This window comes from Marivirga tractuosa, assembly GCF_042140215.1.
Classification (GTDB): domain Bacteria; phylum Bacteroidota; class Bacteroidia; order Cytophagales; family Cyclobacteriaceae; genus Marivirga; species Marivirga tractuosa_A.
Window position 1 is genome coordinate 3,234,653 of the sequence record NZ_CP159478.1, and the last position, 16,956, is coordinate 3,251,608.

General features: G+C 35.0%; 10 protein-coding genes. 3 read left to right on the forward strand and 7 right to left on the reverse strand.

Annotated features, from left to right (window positions below; all coding sequences use genetic code 11):
- Positions 1 to 32 precede the first annotated feature (32 nt).
- The 4 genes from ABWH96_RS14575 to ABWH96_RS14590 all read right to left on the reverse strand — a co-directional run bounded on the left by ABWH96_RS14575 (position 33) and on the right by ABWH96_RS14590 (position 5,642).
- The gene (locus ABWH96_RS14575) at positions 33 to 1,532 is read right to left on the reverse strand and encodes a phosphatase PAP2 family protein (protein ID WP_375578250.1); all 1,500 of its coding nucleotides are present in this window, start codon (positions 1,530 to 1,532) and stop codon (positions 33 to 35) included.
- A gap of 6 nt (positions 1,533 to 1,538) precedes the next feature.
- Positions 1,539 to 2,420: a hypothetical protein gene (locus ABWH96_RS14580; protein ID WP_375578251.1), complete on the reverse strand. Its 882-nt coding sequence runs from the start codon at positions 2,418 to 2,420 to the stop codon at positions 1,539 to 1,541.
- A 235-nt stretch (positions 2,421 to 2,655) separates the two neighbouring features.
- Complete coding sequence (locus tag ABWH96_RS14585; protein ID WP_375578252.1) at positions 2,656 to 3,189, reverse strand: hypothetical protein; 534 nt, start codon at positions 3,187 to 3,189, stop codon at positions 2,656 to 2,658.
- 38 nt (positions 3,190 to 3,227) lie between these two features.
- Positions 3,228 to 5,642: a thiamine pyrophosphate-dependent enzyme gene (locus ABWH96_RS14590; RefSeq protein WP_375578253.1), complete on the reverse strand. Its 2,415-nt coding sequence runs from the start codon at positions 5,640 to 5,642 to the stop codon at positions 3,228 to 3,230.
- A gap of 329 nt (positions 5,643 to 5,971) precedes the next feature.
- On the opposite strand from ABWH96_RS14590, the gene ald reads away from it, so the two are divergent.
- The gene (gene ald / locus ABWH96_RS14595) at positions 5,972 to 7,105 is read left to right on the forward strand and encodes an alanine dehydrogenase (RefSeq protein WP_375578254.1); all 1,134 of its coding nucleotides are present in this window, start codon (positions 5,972 to 5,974) and stop codon (positions 7,103 to 7,105) included.
- A 254-nt stretch (positions 7,106 to 7,359) separates the two neighbouring features.
- Positions 7,360 to 12,483: a T9SS type A sorting domain-containing protein gene (locus tag ABWH96_RS14600; protein WP_375578255.1), complete on the forward strand. Its 5,124-nt coding sequence runs from the start codon at positions 7,360 to 7,362 to the stop codon at positions 12,481 to 12,483.
- Positions 12,484 to 12,515: 32 nt separating this feature from the next.
- Here ABWH96_RS14600 and ABWH96_RS14605 read toward each other — a convergent pair whose 3' ends face one another.
- Entirely contained in the window at positions 12,516 to 14,876 is a 2,361-nt protein-coding gene (locus ABWH96_RS14605) for a TonB-dependent receptor domain-containing protein (protein ID WP_375578256.1), read from the reverse strand.
- 182 nt (positions 14,877 to 15,058) lie between these two features.
- On the opposite strand from ABWH96_RS14605, the gene ABWH96_RS14610 reads away from it, so the two are divergent.
- Complete coding sequence (locus ABWH96_RS14610; protein WP_375578257.1) at positions 15,059 to 15,973, forward strand: hypothetical protein; 915 nt, start codon at positions 15,059 to 15,061, stop codon at positions 15,971 to 15,973.
- Here ABWH96_RS14610 and ABWH96_RS14615 read toward each other — a convergent pair whose 3' ends face one another.
- Positions 15,974 to 16,390: a RidA family protein gene (locus tag ABWH96_RS14615; RefSeq protein ID WP_375578258.1), complete on the reverse strand. Its 417-nt coding sequence runs from the start codon at positions 16,388 to 16,390 to the stop codon at positions 15,974 to 15,976.
- Positions 16,390 to 16,950, reverse strand: coding sequence for a DinB family protein (locus tag ABWH96_RS14620; protein WP_375578259.1), 561 nt, complete (start codon positions 16,948 to 16,950; stop codon positions 16,390 to 16,392). The genes ABWH96_RS14615 and ABWH96_RS14620 overlap by 1 nt, the downstream gene beginning before the upstream one ends.
- Positions 16,951 to 16,956 lie beyond the last annotated feature (6 nt).

Below are 16,956 nucleotides of genomic sequence, written 5' to 3' on the forward strand. Positions count from 1 at the left end.
AAGCTCAAAGCTCTGGAAAAGTTGATTTCTTACTAATTTGAATTATCCGATTGAGCCCATTCTATAGCCAATCGCCCAACTGATTCACCAGATTTTCTACCTGCAATATTATCTATATTATAATGAATTCCGCCATATACTCTAGAAATACCAGCTTCAATATACATTTTCTCTAACTCTTGTTTTTTAGCAGGAAACAAATATCCAAGCACTGTTCCAGCAGAAGATGAAAATGAAGAATGTCCTGATGTATAGGAAGGGAAATTAGGAATACCTGTAGCTGTTTTTATCTCAGGTTCAAGCTGTGAAGGCCGCGGTAAATAATAAAAGAATTTTGACCACCAACAAACGATCCCTGCATCCATTATTGCACGGTTCATGATTGAATAAGCACGCGCAGTTCTTACTTCGCTCCATTTCACATCAACTATTAATCCTTCTGCAATTTGATTCCAATGTCCAGGAGGAGTATAGGTTCCTCCCCCATCAGCCCAAAAATCCGAAATCCTCCACTGCTCTCTTGTTCTGTTATCACTTATCTTTCTCACATTTTTCAAATCTTGTTGGAATTCCTCGCTATCAATAGCTGGTGGAGGTTCGGGTGCATCTTGAAAAATCCTAGTGGAATCGTACCAAGTTTTAACCAATCCATAAAAAGGCAACATTGGTTTTCTTAATGGAAGTTGAAGACATTCCCAAGGCGTTTCAATTCTAGAAGGAATATTAAAATATGTCAAATGTTCATCATTAGGGTCAGCTGATTGATTCATCCTATCATTTGCAGCATATTCTTTTACTGCATCTGAAACTACTCCAGCAATTTCTTTTCCTGCTAAATTATCAAGATTACCGGCTTTTCCAGCCCAAATTGTGCTTTTTATATGCTCATTCATTTTTTCTTCCAAATATTCCTTTTCCTTTGGAAACAAATGAGATAATATTTCGAATGAAACCTCAGCAATAACTGCTTGCTCAGAAGGATATGAGGGCAAATCTGAAGCTGAAAATAATGAATTAAGACCTTCAATTCTATTTCCAGGAGCATCGCGCATAAATTCATACTTGTAATGCCATGCTGCTATTAGTGCATCATGCTGAGCTACGGATAATAAAGCATATGCCCTTGCTGCAAAAGGTGGATTGGCAAATGGATGTGTTGGATCTGGGGTAGCTCCAACATTAGGAGCAACATTATATTTTATTACCAAATCCCTTGCTATTTGGTTCCATCGTAATACACCTCCAGCTGACCAAAATTTTGCTTTTTCTTCCTGTGATGAAGTTCTATTTTGAGTTAAATTAATTATCTCATCATTCTCATCATTGAGCTCCTGATCAGTAAATTCATTAGGATTTTTTATTGTGATAGCTGAAAAATAATCAACATCTAATACAGTTTGCCAATTCCCTGCATCTGCATCCTCACTTTCAGGTTGCAATACTGGTAATTGATTAATCTCTGGTATTTCATTGTCACATCCAATCAAAGCGACAAAAATGAATAGGCTTATATATTTAAAGTAAGTTTTCATAATAGTCTAGTTTTTGGATAAATAAGATAATCGATAAATTAAGGAAGTGCTGATTCGAGTTGATTTACCAACATTTTCACCGTTTAAAGTAAATCCCATTCCAGCACTTAAACCCAAGTTTGAAATAAAGGGTAAATCTCCATACAAATTAAACCCAGTTCGTAAAAACGATACAGCATTGGTTGGGAATGGCGTGCCTGGTCCAATATCTGTACCACTTAAAGCATTTTGTTGGCTAACCCAGATATCGGTATAGAGAAAACCAATATTCATTCCCGACCTAATTGTCCAATCGAAAGAATTCGGGACTTCTACTTCAAATCCTCTATCGGTTTCAACATTTGAGGTATGTAAATATCCACCCTGAACCATAATAAAAAAACTATTTTCAAAATAGTATTGAGAAATCAATCGGAATTCAAATCTATCTGCTTGATGACCAATTGAAATTGGTGCATCCGCTATATAATTGGATGTGGGTAAAGTATAACCCAATCCTCCTAATATATTTAAATTTCCATTTCCCAATTGATCGGTTTGAAATAATCTCCCTTTTAGAAAGATAGATAGATCTTGGAAACCTTGTTGGGGAGACCAGAAACCAGCTGTAGGTTTTGCTGTTACATAAGGTAAATTCACTGTTAAGTTTAGAAAATCAGTAATTCCTGCTGTTAAAAATAAATTAACACTGTTGGTCTTTATAGTTCCCAGATTGGGATTTTGTGTTGCTACATTTCCTACATAGTAAGTGTCATAAAATTCATGGCTAAACCCTATGGCAGAAACTATCTCACCTTTAGGTTGCATAAAGCCATCTAATAATAATCCTTGGGAAAACAAATGATGTCCAAGGGATATATATAATATAATTAGTAATATCTTTTTCATGATAGTTAGATTTTAGAATGGATGAAAAATTGAAGGCTATAAATTCTTCCCAATCTTAAACAGATTAAATTAACAACCAGTCAAGATGGTATACTCATAAAACAATTCAATAGAATTGATCTTTTGGAATCAATAAAAGTCAGTCTAATTTTAGACTAAGAAAATACTTAGACTATTGAATAGTATGAACAACACAATTAAAATTAAGTGTGTGCTAACTGGTAATTGGGAAGAATCAAATGAAAAATTGAGGGGGTGGAGTTGGAATATCGAATGAAAAATTCGGACTAAAATTCTTAATAAAATTTTGATTTAGTTGATCTGGAAACTTATATGAAAAGAAATTAAAGCTTTCTTGAGATTCAAGATAGGTTAAAAATATATGAGAAATTATATATCCGATTTTTTTAGAGCTTTCTTTATTAAAATCACTGAGCTTGATTTTATTGACTTGATAATCAGTTATAACTTCATTTTCAGCAATCTTAAAATGAAGTTGCTCGCCATCGACCTCATGCGAAACCATAAACGGAGCTCCATATCCAAGTCTTAAATATTGGGAAGGATTGATTTCCTCAAATTTTATATCATCTGAAACACCTATATCAGACGATACTTTATCGGATAATTTGAGTTTATGTTCTGAGATCTTTTGCTCAACCCATATTTCTTCCACTAGCTTAACGGTAATTAAGCCAAAAATCCACTGAGTAGATATTAATAGAATTAAAAATATGGATAAAACTCTTTTCAATAGATACAATTTCATATAAATCTATTGAAAAGAGTTTAAAAATCAAATATCAATCAGTATAAAACGGGAAATTGCTCCGGATCAAATTCATGCATCATTGCATAAACTCTTTCAAAAACATCCTCTATTTGTGGCTTACTGAAATAATCTCCATCTGATGCATAAGCAGGTCTGTGCTCGTTTGAAGAAATCGTAATTGGTTGAGCATCTAAGTATTTATAAGCTTTCTGCTCTTCTAGTACTTTTTGCATCATAAAACCAGTTGCTCCTCCAGGAACATCCTCATCAGCAAAAACCACACGATTCGTTTTCTTAACTGACTCCACTATGCTATGATCTACATCAAATGGCAATAAAGTCTGAACATCAATTATCTCACAAGAAATACCCTGATCCGCTAATTGATTAGCTGCATCCATTACCACTCTGCACATAGAACCATAAGTTACGATAGTCACATCACTTCCTTCTCTAATCACTTCTGGTTGACCTAATGGAACTGTGAATTCACCTACATTTTCTGGTAATGATTCTTTTAATCTATAGCCATTTAAGCATTCTATGATCAATGCAGTATCATCGGATTGCAGCATGGTATTGTAAAACCCTGCTGCTTGCGTCATATTTCTTGGAACCAATACATAAATCCCTCGGATGGCATTTAAAATCATACCCATAGGCGAGCCTGAATGCCAAACACCTTCTAATCTATGCCCTCTGGTACGGATAATTAATGGCGCTTTTTGTCCACCCTTAGTTCTATATTGAAGACTAGCCAAATCATCAGACATAATCTGAATGGCATATAATAAATAATCTAAATATTGAATCTCAGCAATTGGTCTTAAGCCTCTTAAAGCTGTGCCAATACCTTGTCCTAAAATGGTGCACTCACGAATACCGGTATCCATCACACGCAAATCACCATATTTTTCCTGTAAACCTGCAAATGCTTGGTTAACATCACCGATTTTTCCAACATCCTCACCAAAAGCAAAAACCCTTTGGTCACGAGCTAAAGCAGCGTCAAAGCAAGCTTGTAGCACTTCTCTACCATCTACTTTTTTAGGATCATTAGAGTACTCTGGATTTATTACCTCAACCTTTAAAGCAGATTCATCGGATTCGCTATATAAATGAGAACTGTAGCGGTCATGCCCTTCTTCATTTACAGCTTTTAACCAATTAATAAGCTTTTGTTTTGCTTCTCCTTCGTGTTTGATAACTAATCGCAATACCTTTTTAACAGCCTTTATATTATCCAATCTTAATGGATTCATGGCTGCTTTTAGTTCTGAAGCTATTTCAGAAATCTCATTTTGACCTGTTTCTTCAGCTAAATTATTTAATAAGCCTATAGCTTCTTTCTGCTGATCTTTAATTTCTCCAATAAAAGCTTTCCAAGCTGCGTCTTTTGCATCCTTTGCAGTCTTTTTTGCTTCATTTTCTATCTCATCTAACTCCTTTTCCGAAGCAATTTTATTGTCAAGAATATATTTCCTGAATTGGTTTAAGCAATCATATTCTGCTTCCCACTCCAGTCTTTCTTTCGATTTATATCGCTCATGAGAACCAGAAGTGGAGTGACCTTGTGGCTGGGTCATATCATAAACATGCACCAAAGATGGAACATGTTCCTCGCGTGAAATTTTTGCAGCTTTTTGATAAGTTTCTACCAAAGCTTCATAATCCCAACCTTTAACCGTTAAGATTTCATATCCCTTTTTATCTTTTGTTCTTTGGAAACCTGCTAAAGCTTCTGAAATACTACTTTTAGTGGTATGGAATTCCTGTGGGACACTAATACCATAATGATCATCCCATACAGAAACCAACATAGGGATTTGCAAAACCCCAGCAGCATTTATGGATTCATAGAACATACCTTCCGAAGTAGAAGCATTTCCTATGGTTCCGAAAGCAACTTCATTTCCATTAATAGAATATTGCTCGAATTCCTTTTTATTTAATTCTTTATTGTTTCTGAATAATTTTGAGGCAAATGCTAAACCTACCAATCTTGGCATTTGAGCTGCCGTAGGTGAAACATCTGAAGAGCTGTTTTTACTTTCTGTAAGTTTTGTGTATTTACCTGCTTCATCCAACATTCTAGTGGCGAAGTGTCCATTCATTAATCGACCAGCAGAAGCAGGATCGGCATTAACGTCTGTATGGGCATAAAGCTGAGCAAAATATTCTTGTATGCCTAACTCACCAATGGCAAACATAAAAGTTTGATCACGATAGTAGCCAGAACGGAAATCACCATTTTTAAAGGCTTTAGCCATAGCTAATTGTGCCAATTCTTTTCCGTCACCGAAAATTCCAAATTTGGCTTTACCCATGAAAACCTCTTTCCGACCCATCAAACTAGCATGCCTACTCTCCCATCCTAAACGAAAATCATTTAAAACTTCCTCTTTAGAAATACTAGATTTATTCTTTTTATTGCTTTTGGCAGTTGTCATCAGCTTTGTGTTTTATTAAGAAAATACAGCTCACTTGAAAAGTAAGTTCAACAAAAATAACCAAAATGATGAGGCTTTCAAATCCTAATTTGACAGTTAAGCCTAACAAGCGTTTGGAAACCATAGGTCAGTTAATATTTTGGGCTTTTTTCATTCTGTCAAAATAATATTCCACCAAACAAACACTAAGTATAAAGAATCAAAATAAAATATTAATTTGATTTTGAAATTATAAAATAAAGTACCTTAAAAAAGTATACACAAAGTCTGTAATTTCTATTGTTTGCTTTATATTTGCCCCCATTAGGAAACATTAAAATTATTTTGTTATGATCATTGGGGTACCAAAAGAAATCAAAAACAACGAGAACCGTGTCGCCTTGACACCGGCCGGTACACAAGAGTTGGTCAAAAGAGGCCACCAAGTATTTGTACAGGCAACTGCCGGAGAAGGAAGTGGTTTTTTGGATGAGGATTATGTAGCATCAGGTGCTCAAATTTTACCTGACATTCAAAGCACTTATGCGAAAGCTGAGATGATTATGAAGGTAAAAGAGCCTATCGAAGAAGAGTATGAATTGATTAAAGAAGATCAATTAGTATTTACTTATTTCCATTTTGCCGCTTACGAGGATTTGACAAAAGCAATGATCAAAAACAAATCAATTTGTTTGGCCTATGAAACGGTTGAAAAAACGGATAGAAGTTTACCGCTTTTGGTGCCTATGTCGGAAGTAGCGGGTAGAATGTCCATTCAAGAAGGTGCTAAGTACTTAGAAAAACCATTAAAAGGGAGAGGTATTTTATTAGGCGGTGTTCCTGGTGTTAGACCAGCTAAAGTTTTGATTTTAGGTGGCGGAGTTGTTGGAACCAATGCTGCTAAAATGGCCGCTGGAATGGGGGCTGACGTTACCATCATGGATGTCAATTTACAACGTCTTCGTTACTTAGACGATGTGATGCCAGCTAATGTTAATACTTTTATGTCAAGCGAATACAATATTCGCGAGATGTTGCATAGAGTTGATTTAATTGTTGGAGCAGTTTTAATTCCTGGAGGAAAAGCACCACATTTGGTAACTCGTGATATGCTCAAAGAAATGCGTCCGGGAACTGTATTGGTGGATGTCGCAGTGGATCAAGGAGGTTGTATTGAAACTTGTAAGCCAACCACTCACCAAGACCCTACCTATATTATTGATGATGTGGTACATTATTGCGTGGCCAACATGCCAGGAGCAGTACCTTACACTTCTACTTTGGCTCTAACTAATGCAACTCTTCCGTATGCGATCCAATTAGCTGAAAAAGGATGGGTGAAAGCTTGCCAAGACAATAGAGAATTGGCATTAGGCTTAAATATTATCAAAGGAGATGTTGTTTACGATGCAGTGGCTGAAGCTTTTGATTTAGAACACGTACCTTTTGAAAAATACCTAGGTAATGTTTGGGATAAAATCTAAATAACTAGATATAAAAACCATTTAGGAATCCTACTTTGTATCGTTCAAAGTAGGATTTTTTTATTACTGAACCTCAATTTACAAGTGAAGGAAAATCTATTATGAAATAGAGGTATATTTGTACTTTTCCAATAATATTATTTAACGAATAATTAATGACATTAGTCGAATAATTACGATATTCAATCCAATATTAGGTATTACACCTAATAAAAATACTATTTTTGCGAATTCAATAAAATGGAGAATCACCTATGAAAAGAATTCTACTATTACCAATTTTATTTTTTATTGCACTTTTCAAATATTCTGGAGTTGAAGCACAGGATATAGCAGACTATCAATTTGAAGCCAGTATTGAACCTTATCAAGAAATTGCTGGCGGAACGGTCATTACGAATAACAGGAACCATGATAATCAATTTTTCAATAATATTAATTTTGGATTTGATTTTGAATATCTAGAAAATTCTTACAATACCATCGGTGTCTCCATAAACGGTTATTTAGTTTTAGGGTCAGGAGGATCAAACAGCATTGCTCCTTTGACAGAGAGAACTTTAGTGGTAAGCCCCATGGGAGCTGATTTGGAAGCTCAAAATGGATCCAGCATCAGAAGGCAAGTTATTGGTTCAGCTCCTAACAGAGTACTCGTAATACAATGGGACAATTATAAAATTCAGCCTAGAAATAGTGAGCTAAACTTTCAGGTTCGATTGTATGAAAATAATGGCTCGATTGAATTTCATTATGGTAACAATGAAATAGATTACAATTTATTTGATTTTTTCCGTGATTTCACAGCAAATGTCGGTATTAATGGTTCTAATATCTCAAATTTTTCTAATCGATCTTACGATGATTATGATGAATGGAATGTTACCAATACGCTATTTGGTAACAGCGCAAATAGCACTGTCAAGCTTTGGTATACTTCGGTTCCAACTAATGGATTGAAATTCACATATACACCTCAAGTAAACGACCTAGGCATCAACATATTCCCAAATGTAGCAGAGCTTTGTGCAAACCAGGAATTTATCTATTCTTTAGAGATAGTGAATTCCTCTGCATCAGACAACTCTAACATTGAAGCAGAATTCAATCTTCCTTCAGGCTTATCGTTCATTTCAGCTAATGCCACAAATGGAATCTATAATGAAAATACAGGAATCTACAGTATTCCAACTTTAGCAGCCAACGAAACGGCTAATTTGGAAGTAATTGTTTCTGTAGATGCAGGTATGGAAGGAAGTAATATTAATGCTAGTGCCGAAATACTGAGCGCTTCAGCTTCCGATCCAAATCTTTCAAATAATAATGCTTCCGTAAGTTTAGCAGTAGGCTCCAATTCAAGCCCGCAATTATCTACAATTGCTGATCAAACCGCTCCTTATAATGGTATTTCGGCTCCAATTCCTTTTACAGTAGAAGATGCAGAAACTGCAGCGGATGATTTAATAATTTCGATAAGTTCCTCTAATCAGACTCTTTTACCTAATGCTAACATAACAGTAGGAGGAAGCGGAGAAAATAGGGAATTAAGTTTGCAACCCGCATTAAATCAATTTGGTACCACTACGGTAACCATAGAGCTTTCGGATGGAAATTGCCCTATCATCAAAACTTTTGAAGTAGAAGTATTCCGCCAGATATTTAATAATTTTGAAGCGGCAAAAATAGTCGTGGGTCAACCTGATTTTACTTCGGGGTCAACAGATCCTTCTGATATTGTAGCTCCAGGTTCTAACAGTTCAGCAGTTAGTGTAAAAGGAGTTTTAGCAGTAGGTTCTCAAACAACTAACCGTGTTTTAATATGGAATTCAGTACCCTCTTCCGATGGGGAGCCAGCAAATATAGTACTGGGGCAGACTAGTTTTACTGCCACTAATACTGGAACTAATAGAAGCAGATTAAGGGCACCAGATGGTGTAGCCTTTACTCCTGATGGAAATAAACTAATTGTTGCTGATGCTGGAAATCATAGATTGCTCATCTGGAACTCTATTCCAACTTCAAATAACCAACCAGCTGATATTGTAGTAGGGCAAAATGATTTTGGTACTAGAACATCGGGAACAGCTATAAATAAGTTTGACAGACCTACTGACATTCAGTTTACAGCTTCGGGTAAGATGATTGTTACTGACAGAAATAATGACAGAGTTTTAGTTTATAATAAAATACCTACACAAAATAACGCTTCTGCTGATTTAGTAATTGGTCAATCGGATTTTACATCAGGTTTCCAAGGTATTGGTCCAAATAGATTAAGAGCTCCATGGAATACATCTGTTGCACCTGACGGAAAACTTTTGATTGCTGACGATGGTAATAATAGGGTATTGGTTTACAATACCATTCCAACAACCAATGGGGCATCGGCTGATTTAGTTATAGGTCAAAATGGTTTTTTTAACAATGCTACTGGATCTTCTAATTCCGGCTTTTCAAGCCCAGGTGTTACAGTATCTCCAAATGGAATTGTAGCAGTTGCTGATTTCAATAATCATCGAGCTCTAATTTTCAATGAAATTCCAACTACCAATGGCGCTAATGCTGATGTGGTACTAGGTCAAAGAAATTTTAACGAAGCAGTAAACTTCAATGATGGAGATGGAAATACTGGTCAACCATCAAGTAAAAATATGAGTCAACCTTACGGTATCAATTTCGATCTAAATGAGCGTTTATACATAAACGGTAGAGGCATGAACCGAATGATGATTTTTGGTGAAACTCCCTCCCAAGTATCTGATTTATCTATTGCTTTTACTTCTGATTCAAATACTCCTTGTGTTAATAGTTTGGTAACCTATAATGTTGAAATATCAAACAATGGTCCAAATAACGCCACCAATGTGATCGTGACTTCCGCCTTACCTTCTGGCTTCACACCTACTGGGTTTGATGCGCAAAGAGGTACTTACAATCAGGAAAGTGGATTCTGGAGAATACCAATTATAGGAAATGGAGAAACTGTGACTTTGGAAATGATGGGAACCGTGAATGTCGGTGAAAATGACAATACAATCACAGCTTACGCAAGTGTTCGATCATATAATCAAAATGATTCAGATTTCTCCAACAATGCTGGAAGTGTTGATATTGAAGTTCTAGACAATGAAGCACCTAGCATAAGTGAATTTGATGATGTTATATTAGATATAAACACAGGATCTCCTAATATCGATTTCACGGTAAACGATGCCAATGTTAATGCGAGTAGTTTAACCGTAGTTGCAAGCAGTTCTGATCAAAGTTTGGTTCAGGATGCAAATATTACTCTTGGCGGTGGTGGCGCCAATAGATTCTTACAAATCACACCCGAAAATGGACAATTTGGTTTAGTAACTATCAGTGTTACTGTATATGACGGAACATGCAGCACAACAGAAAGCTTTGAATTGTTTGTTGGCAATGTGTGGTTGGGAAATACTACTGTTTGGGACGCTGCCAATAACTGGTCTGCAGGAGTACCTTCTGATGTGATTTCTGCTGTTATTCCTAGTAATCCTTTAGGGAGTAATTTCCCAGTAATAAATGGCACCGCTGAGGTCAACAATCTAATTATTAATGAAAATGCAAAAATCACTGTAAATGCAGGTAGAAATTTAGAAGTTTATGGTAATTTAACCAATTTAGGATCAGAATATACCGGAAATGGGAATGTAACAATGGTCGGAACTAACACCCAATGGATCATGGGTAAGGTTAACGGTTTAATCATCAATAATGGCAATGGTGTGAATCTGGAAGATGATCTTTCTACCAACAGATCTATTAATATACAAAATGGTCAGCTATACGTTGGAAATAACAGCTTAACCATCAGAAATCCTATTAGTGGAAATGCCAATAATTTGATTATGGATGCTACTTCTACTTTAAATGTTGAAGGTACAACCGCAGGAATTAGTATTCCTTCAACCATCAGCACCTTGAGAAAGTTACTATTGAATAATGGTAGTGGTTTAAGTTTGGATGGAAATATTCAAATCACGGATACAATAAGCTTATCAACCGGAACTTTCAACATTGGTAGTAATAGTTTGCAAATAAATGGATACAGTGAAAGTACAAATGGTCGATTGGCTTCAGCTAGTGGTTCTGTACTTACGATTACTTCTAATGATGATGCTGGAAAAATTATTTATGATAATAGTCTAAATGAATTATCGAGATTAGTAATAAACGTAGAAAATGGCAATTTTGAGATTGAAAATCCAGTGACAATTAATACGCAATTAGAATTAATAGCTGGGAAATTAATAAGTTCTAACGGACTTGTACATGTTAATAATACTGCAGAGAACGCATTATTAGTTTCACAAGAAGCTTTTATTGCCGGAACTTTAAGAAGATGTGTTATTGCGGGAATTGACTACACTCTTCCAGTAGGAAGTATGGATAATAAAGAGGCTGTTGAAATCCATTTCAACTCCATGTCTGAAAATAGCTGTATAGATGTATTCTTTAATGAAAGCGGTTCAAATCCAAGCTTTGTAGATATAGCCGATTTAAACCTATCGGTTGGTGGAAATTTAGTAGAGCAATTATTAGATTATGGATATTGGACAATCAATCCTACTAATGCATTAGGAGTTTATAATTATGATATTTCAGTAACTTCAAAAGGTCATCTAAACGGAAATGAAACTGGAAATCATATTCTTCTAAAACGTGAAGATTCAAGTGCTGACTGGGAGATTTTGGGAGAGTACTCAGCAAAAAATGAAGACGGAAACTTTACAAATCCAATTACAGTCAGCCGCTCAAATTTAACTGGATTTAGTGACTTTGCAATTGGCGCATCATCTGCAGGACCACTTCCAGTAGAATTAATTTACTTTGAGGCAGAGCAAAAACAAAATGGTGTTTTACTAGAATGGTCTACAGCATCCGAAAAAAACAATTCTCATTTTGAAGTTCAGAAATCTGCTAATGGAAGTGTTTTCGAAACCATAGGAATGGTAGATGGAAATGGGAATAGTTCAAATGTAATTGATTATGCTTATACTGATTTAAGTAAACATGGAAATATTAGCTACTATCGTTTACAGCAATTTGATTTTGACGGTAAATCTGAATTTTCGGATATAGTAAAAGTGGAGTTTGAATCTAAACTATTAAATATAAGCCTATCACCCAATCCTGCAACCCATTACATAAACATTAAGTTTGATAAAGAAGTAGGTAGTTCAATCATTCAATTTGTAAATGCAAGTGGGCATATTGTTAAAAAAGAAAGCCTAGAAGAGGGAACTAATGTTCAGTTAGATATTTCAGACCTTTCTACTGGTTATTATCAAATAATTATTTGGTCTGAAACTGAAAAAGGCTTAGTGTCTAGTAATAGTAAACTAATTAAAAAATAAGTAATAAAGGAGCTTAGAGCTCCTTTATTTAATTAATCCGCTTTAAAATTGTAAGATGCAGTAAATAACATAATTTGAGTTTCTCTTTTTCTGGTAAATGTCTGCTCAAAACCAGGTCCGAAATTTTCTCCCCTGAAATTACGGGTATCAAATAAATCCCTGAAGCTGGCACTTAAGGTCAATTGCTTATCAAAGAAATATCTTTGCAAACTTCCATCTATATAATAACGGGCTAAATCCCTTCCTTGCGCCTCAATCTCAGGAGCAAAATAATTACCAGTGAATTGTAAGTTAATATCCAAAGGCAAACTAATATCTGTTGTTACCTTTGCATACCAAGAAAGTCCACTATTAGGCTCCTCTGCTCCAATATTTGTACCATCAATAATAGATTGAAATATGGAATAACTAGCATTCACATTCCACCAATTAGCTATTTCCGTGGTGTTTATAAATTCCAAACCATAGAAGTTACCAGTATTCAAGTTCTGGGGACCTCGATAAGAAATACCATCCTCTACCCTTACAATCCAATCAACTTGATTATTTATTCTTCTGTAAAAGGCATTTGTTGTTAAGGTAAAACCACCATTTTGGTACATGTGCCCAAGTTCAAAAGAATTAATATACTCTGGCTGAAGATTGGGTTCTCCTACCCTTACATTTAATGAATCGGCAAAATCAGGGAATGGGTTTAAACGCCAAGCTCTAGGACGATCAATTCTTCTGGAATAAGTAGCTTTTACAGTATTATTATCATTTACATGATAAGCTAATTGCACGCTTGGAAAGAAATTCAAATATTGTTGACTATTAGACAGATCCTCTTCTTCTACTAAAGAAGTATTAACATTTGATAACTCATTCTCTAAAATTGTTTGCTCTGCTCTTAACCCGACTGCATAATTAAAATTTGGCAAGCTATCTGAATAAATACCATACAATGCATGAATCTGATCTTGATAAATGAACTTATTACTTATACTATCATAAGGACTGATTTCACCAGAATTTTCTACTAGTCCATAGATATAATCATTATCGAATTTTCTGAATATTGATTTATATCCCATTTCTAAAAGACCTCCTATAATAGGCGTTGCATAGTCCACCTGAATCACTGATGTATTTCTAAATTCATCGGTAGTACTTCCTTCCGTTCTGTTAGGATCCCCTTCAGCAATCAGTCTATTGTTATAGATGGCTATATTTTGATCTTCCACTTGATCTCGGATAGAAACACTTGCTGATGCCCTGAAAAACTTATCTTTATCATCAAAATCTCTCTCATAAATCAAAGCATTGTCATAGGTATAATTCTCTTCAGTTTCGGTATTATTTCTGACATATCGAGTCAAAAACTCTTCCGTATCAAGATTTTGTATAAACGCACTGCTGGATTGAAAATCATTTTCATCCTCCGTATTAAATACACCCTCAATACTCAGCTTATTTTGACCCCAAAAATAATCACCACCATAATTTATTGTATGTTCTTGATCCTCGTTTCTACTCTCCTGTTCTTGTCTGAAAAGTTCATTTTCACCATCAAATGAACTTCTTCTTTCAGTTTCTCTACTACCCACTCTTGGCCATTGCCTAAAGCTATAGCCACCATAAACCGCAAATTTGGTAGTCCTTCTTGATAAACTAACGTTTGCATTGGTTCGCATTCTGGTTCCCATAGTAAGTTCTGCTCTTGCAGTTGTGCCCAAGTCTTCCCCTCTTTTCAACTTTATATTTATAACACCACCATCTGAGGAAGCATCATACTTTGCATTGGGATTATTGATGATTTCAACTTCTTCAATTGCACTTGCTGGAATTTGCTCCAAATCTGAGGCTAGGGCTGAATTTCGTCCATCTATCAATACATTGGTGCTTCCACTTCCACGTAAAGACACACTTCCGTCATCAGACACATTTACTGAAGGCGTATTTCGTAAAATATCCAATAAAGTTCCTCCAACATTAGCTATGGTTTGGTCTGGTTTTATAGTCATTCCTTCCATAGTTGCCAAAACGGGTGTTTTTCTTTCGTTTCCTTTCACTACCACTTCTTCCATAATTTCTTCCTCAACAGCAAGACCTATTTCACCCACATCCAAACCACTTTCAGGAATATTTACTTGTTCTTCATGGTCTTTATAACCTACAAATGAAACCACCATTCTGTATTTACCCGATTCAATGGGTATGCTAAAACTACCATCATCTTTTGTGGTGGCACCCGTAACAGGCGAATTAGAGTTTTCTTGATAAAAAGCGACTTGCGCAAAAGGAATTACTTTCCCGGAATCTGGGTCTGAAACCACCCCTTCAACCATTGCATTTTGACAAAAAACTGGGTGTATAAATAATATGGATAATACTGAAATTAAAATATACTTCATTAGACTTTTTCTATGTCGGTACATTAAATTGAACTGCCAAGAAATGTAAAAGTTTAATTTCCTGGCCATTTTCTCAAAAACTTAATGTAAAACAAGATTTATTAAAACTATATAATCATTGTTTTCAACTCATTCATTTTAAACGTTTTGTTATTTTCCTTGTTAATGCTGAAATAATTAAAATGAATAAACAAACCTCAATCTTCTGGGGAAAGCTTTATCAGCGCCTTCTTTCAGAAAAAATGAAAGAAAGAAGCGAAAAGGTGATCATCATCATAGCTATAATTGGATTTTTTATTCATTTAAGCTTAATTATATTAAATAAAATCGGATTATTTGAATCCACTTATTCAAGCAGTCTTCTGGATAATCCAATAGCTTCTATTTATACTCCTTTTTCGTTTATTTTAGTTTATGAGGTGTATTTATTAGTGTATTTTCTTCCAAAATCCATCACCATTTATATTGGTAAGCAGTATGAAATCATTCTTTTGGTGTTAATTCGCAGATTATTTAAAGATTTATCTCAACTAGACCTAGAAAGCAGTTGGTTTAGCAGTAAGGATGATTTGCAGTTTACCTACTACATTGGAGCCTCACTTTTAATTTTCTCATTAATATTTATATTCTACTATCTAAATGGTAAAAGAGCTTCCGTTCAAAAAGGAGAAATTCCTCAAAGAGAACAGACTCAAAAATTTATTGAAACCAAGAAGAGATTTGCTGTATTGTTAATCCCTGTTTTATTTGGATTGGCTGTTTATAGTTTTGGGGATTATTTTTATCAAGTATTTTTTACTGCCTCCCATAGCATAGATTCCATTAAGGACACCAATAATATATTCTTTGATGAATTTTTTACCATTCTTATTTTAAGTGATATCTTATTGTTATTGGTATCTTATACCCATACCTCAAGTTTCCGGTCTGTCATCAGAAATTCAGGATTTGTGATTTCTACTATTTTAATTAAAATTTCCTTTAGCACGGATGGCATCTTAAATGATATATTAGTGGTTTCGGCCATCACATTCGGAGTATTGATTTTATGGATTCACAATTTCTATGAAAAAATAGAGCTCCCAAATGAAACATAATTAGATTTCCGCCATACATTTTAACTCAATTGCAATGGGCGTGGGTAAAGCGTTTACCTCTACAGTAGTTCTGCAGGGTTGTATATCTTTGAAATACTCAGCATAAACTTTATTGAAAGAGGAAAAATCTTCTTTCATATTGGTTAAAAACACTTGCACGTCCACCAATTTATCCCAGCTACTTCCACAGTCTTCCAATATCATCCTTACATTTTCAAAAACAGATTCGCACTGGGCTTCAATATCATAAGAAATAATATCTCCTTTATCATTTAGCTCAACACCTGGAATGGTTTTACTATCCTTTTTTCTGGGACCAACTCCTGATAAAAACAATAAGTTACCCACTTTACGGGCATGAGGATACAAACCAACTGGTAAAGGTGCACGGTCTGAATTTCTGATATTTTCTTGCATTATTCTACAGTTTTTGGTAATTGATTTTTCACTCTTTTTGCCTGATTTATATGTCTTTTGGTATGACGCATCATAATATACAATTGCTCTCCCACATTAAATTTCAACAATTTACTAAGAGGGCTATAAGTATGCACATGTTGATGATCATATGCACAAGCCTTGCGAGCAATACTAATGATTTCCTCTTGTAATTGTAAAAATTCTTTAAGGGTTTCTGTTCCATTTTTCACCTTATTTTCATTTGTAGGCTTGAAAATTTTAGGAGCTGGCACTTTCCATTTGTATTTTGGATCCACACCATAAAGAAACAACTTTCCAGTAATAGAAAAGTTGATAGGGTATTCAATGGTTTTGACTTCTGCTTTTTGCAATCGCTTCTCTATGTCTTTAATATAAATCGAATTTGCAATGATGATATGCTTCAAACATTCCGCAATTGACCATTTATCAGGTACGGGTTTCCAAACTAACTCTTCTTCGCTTAAATCTTGAAACTCATTGATAGTAGTTTCTTCTATTTCTTTTAAGTCTTTAATTACATCTTTTAGCCAAATCATATTTGC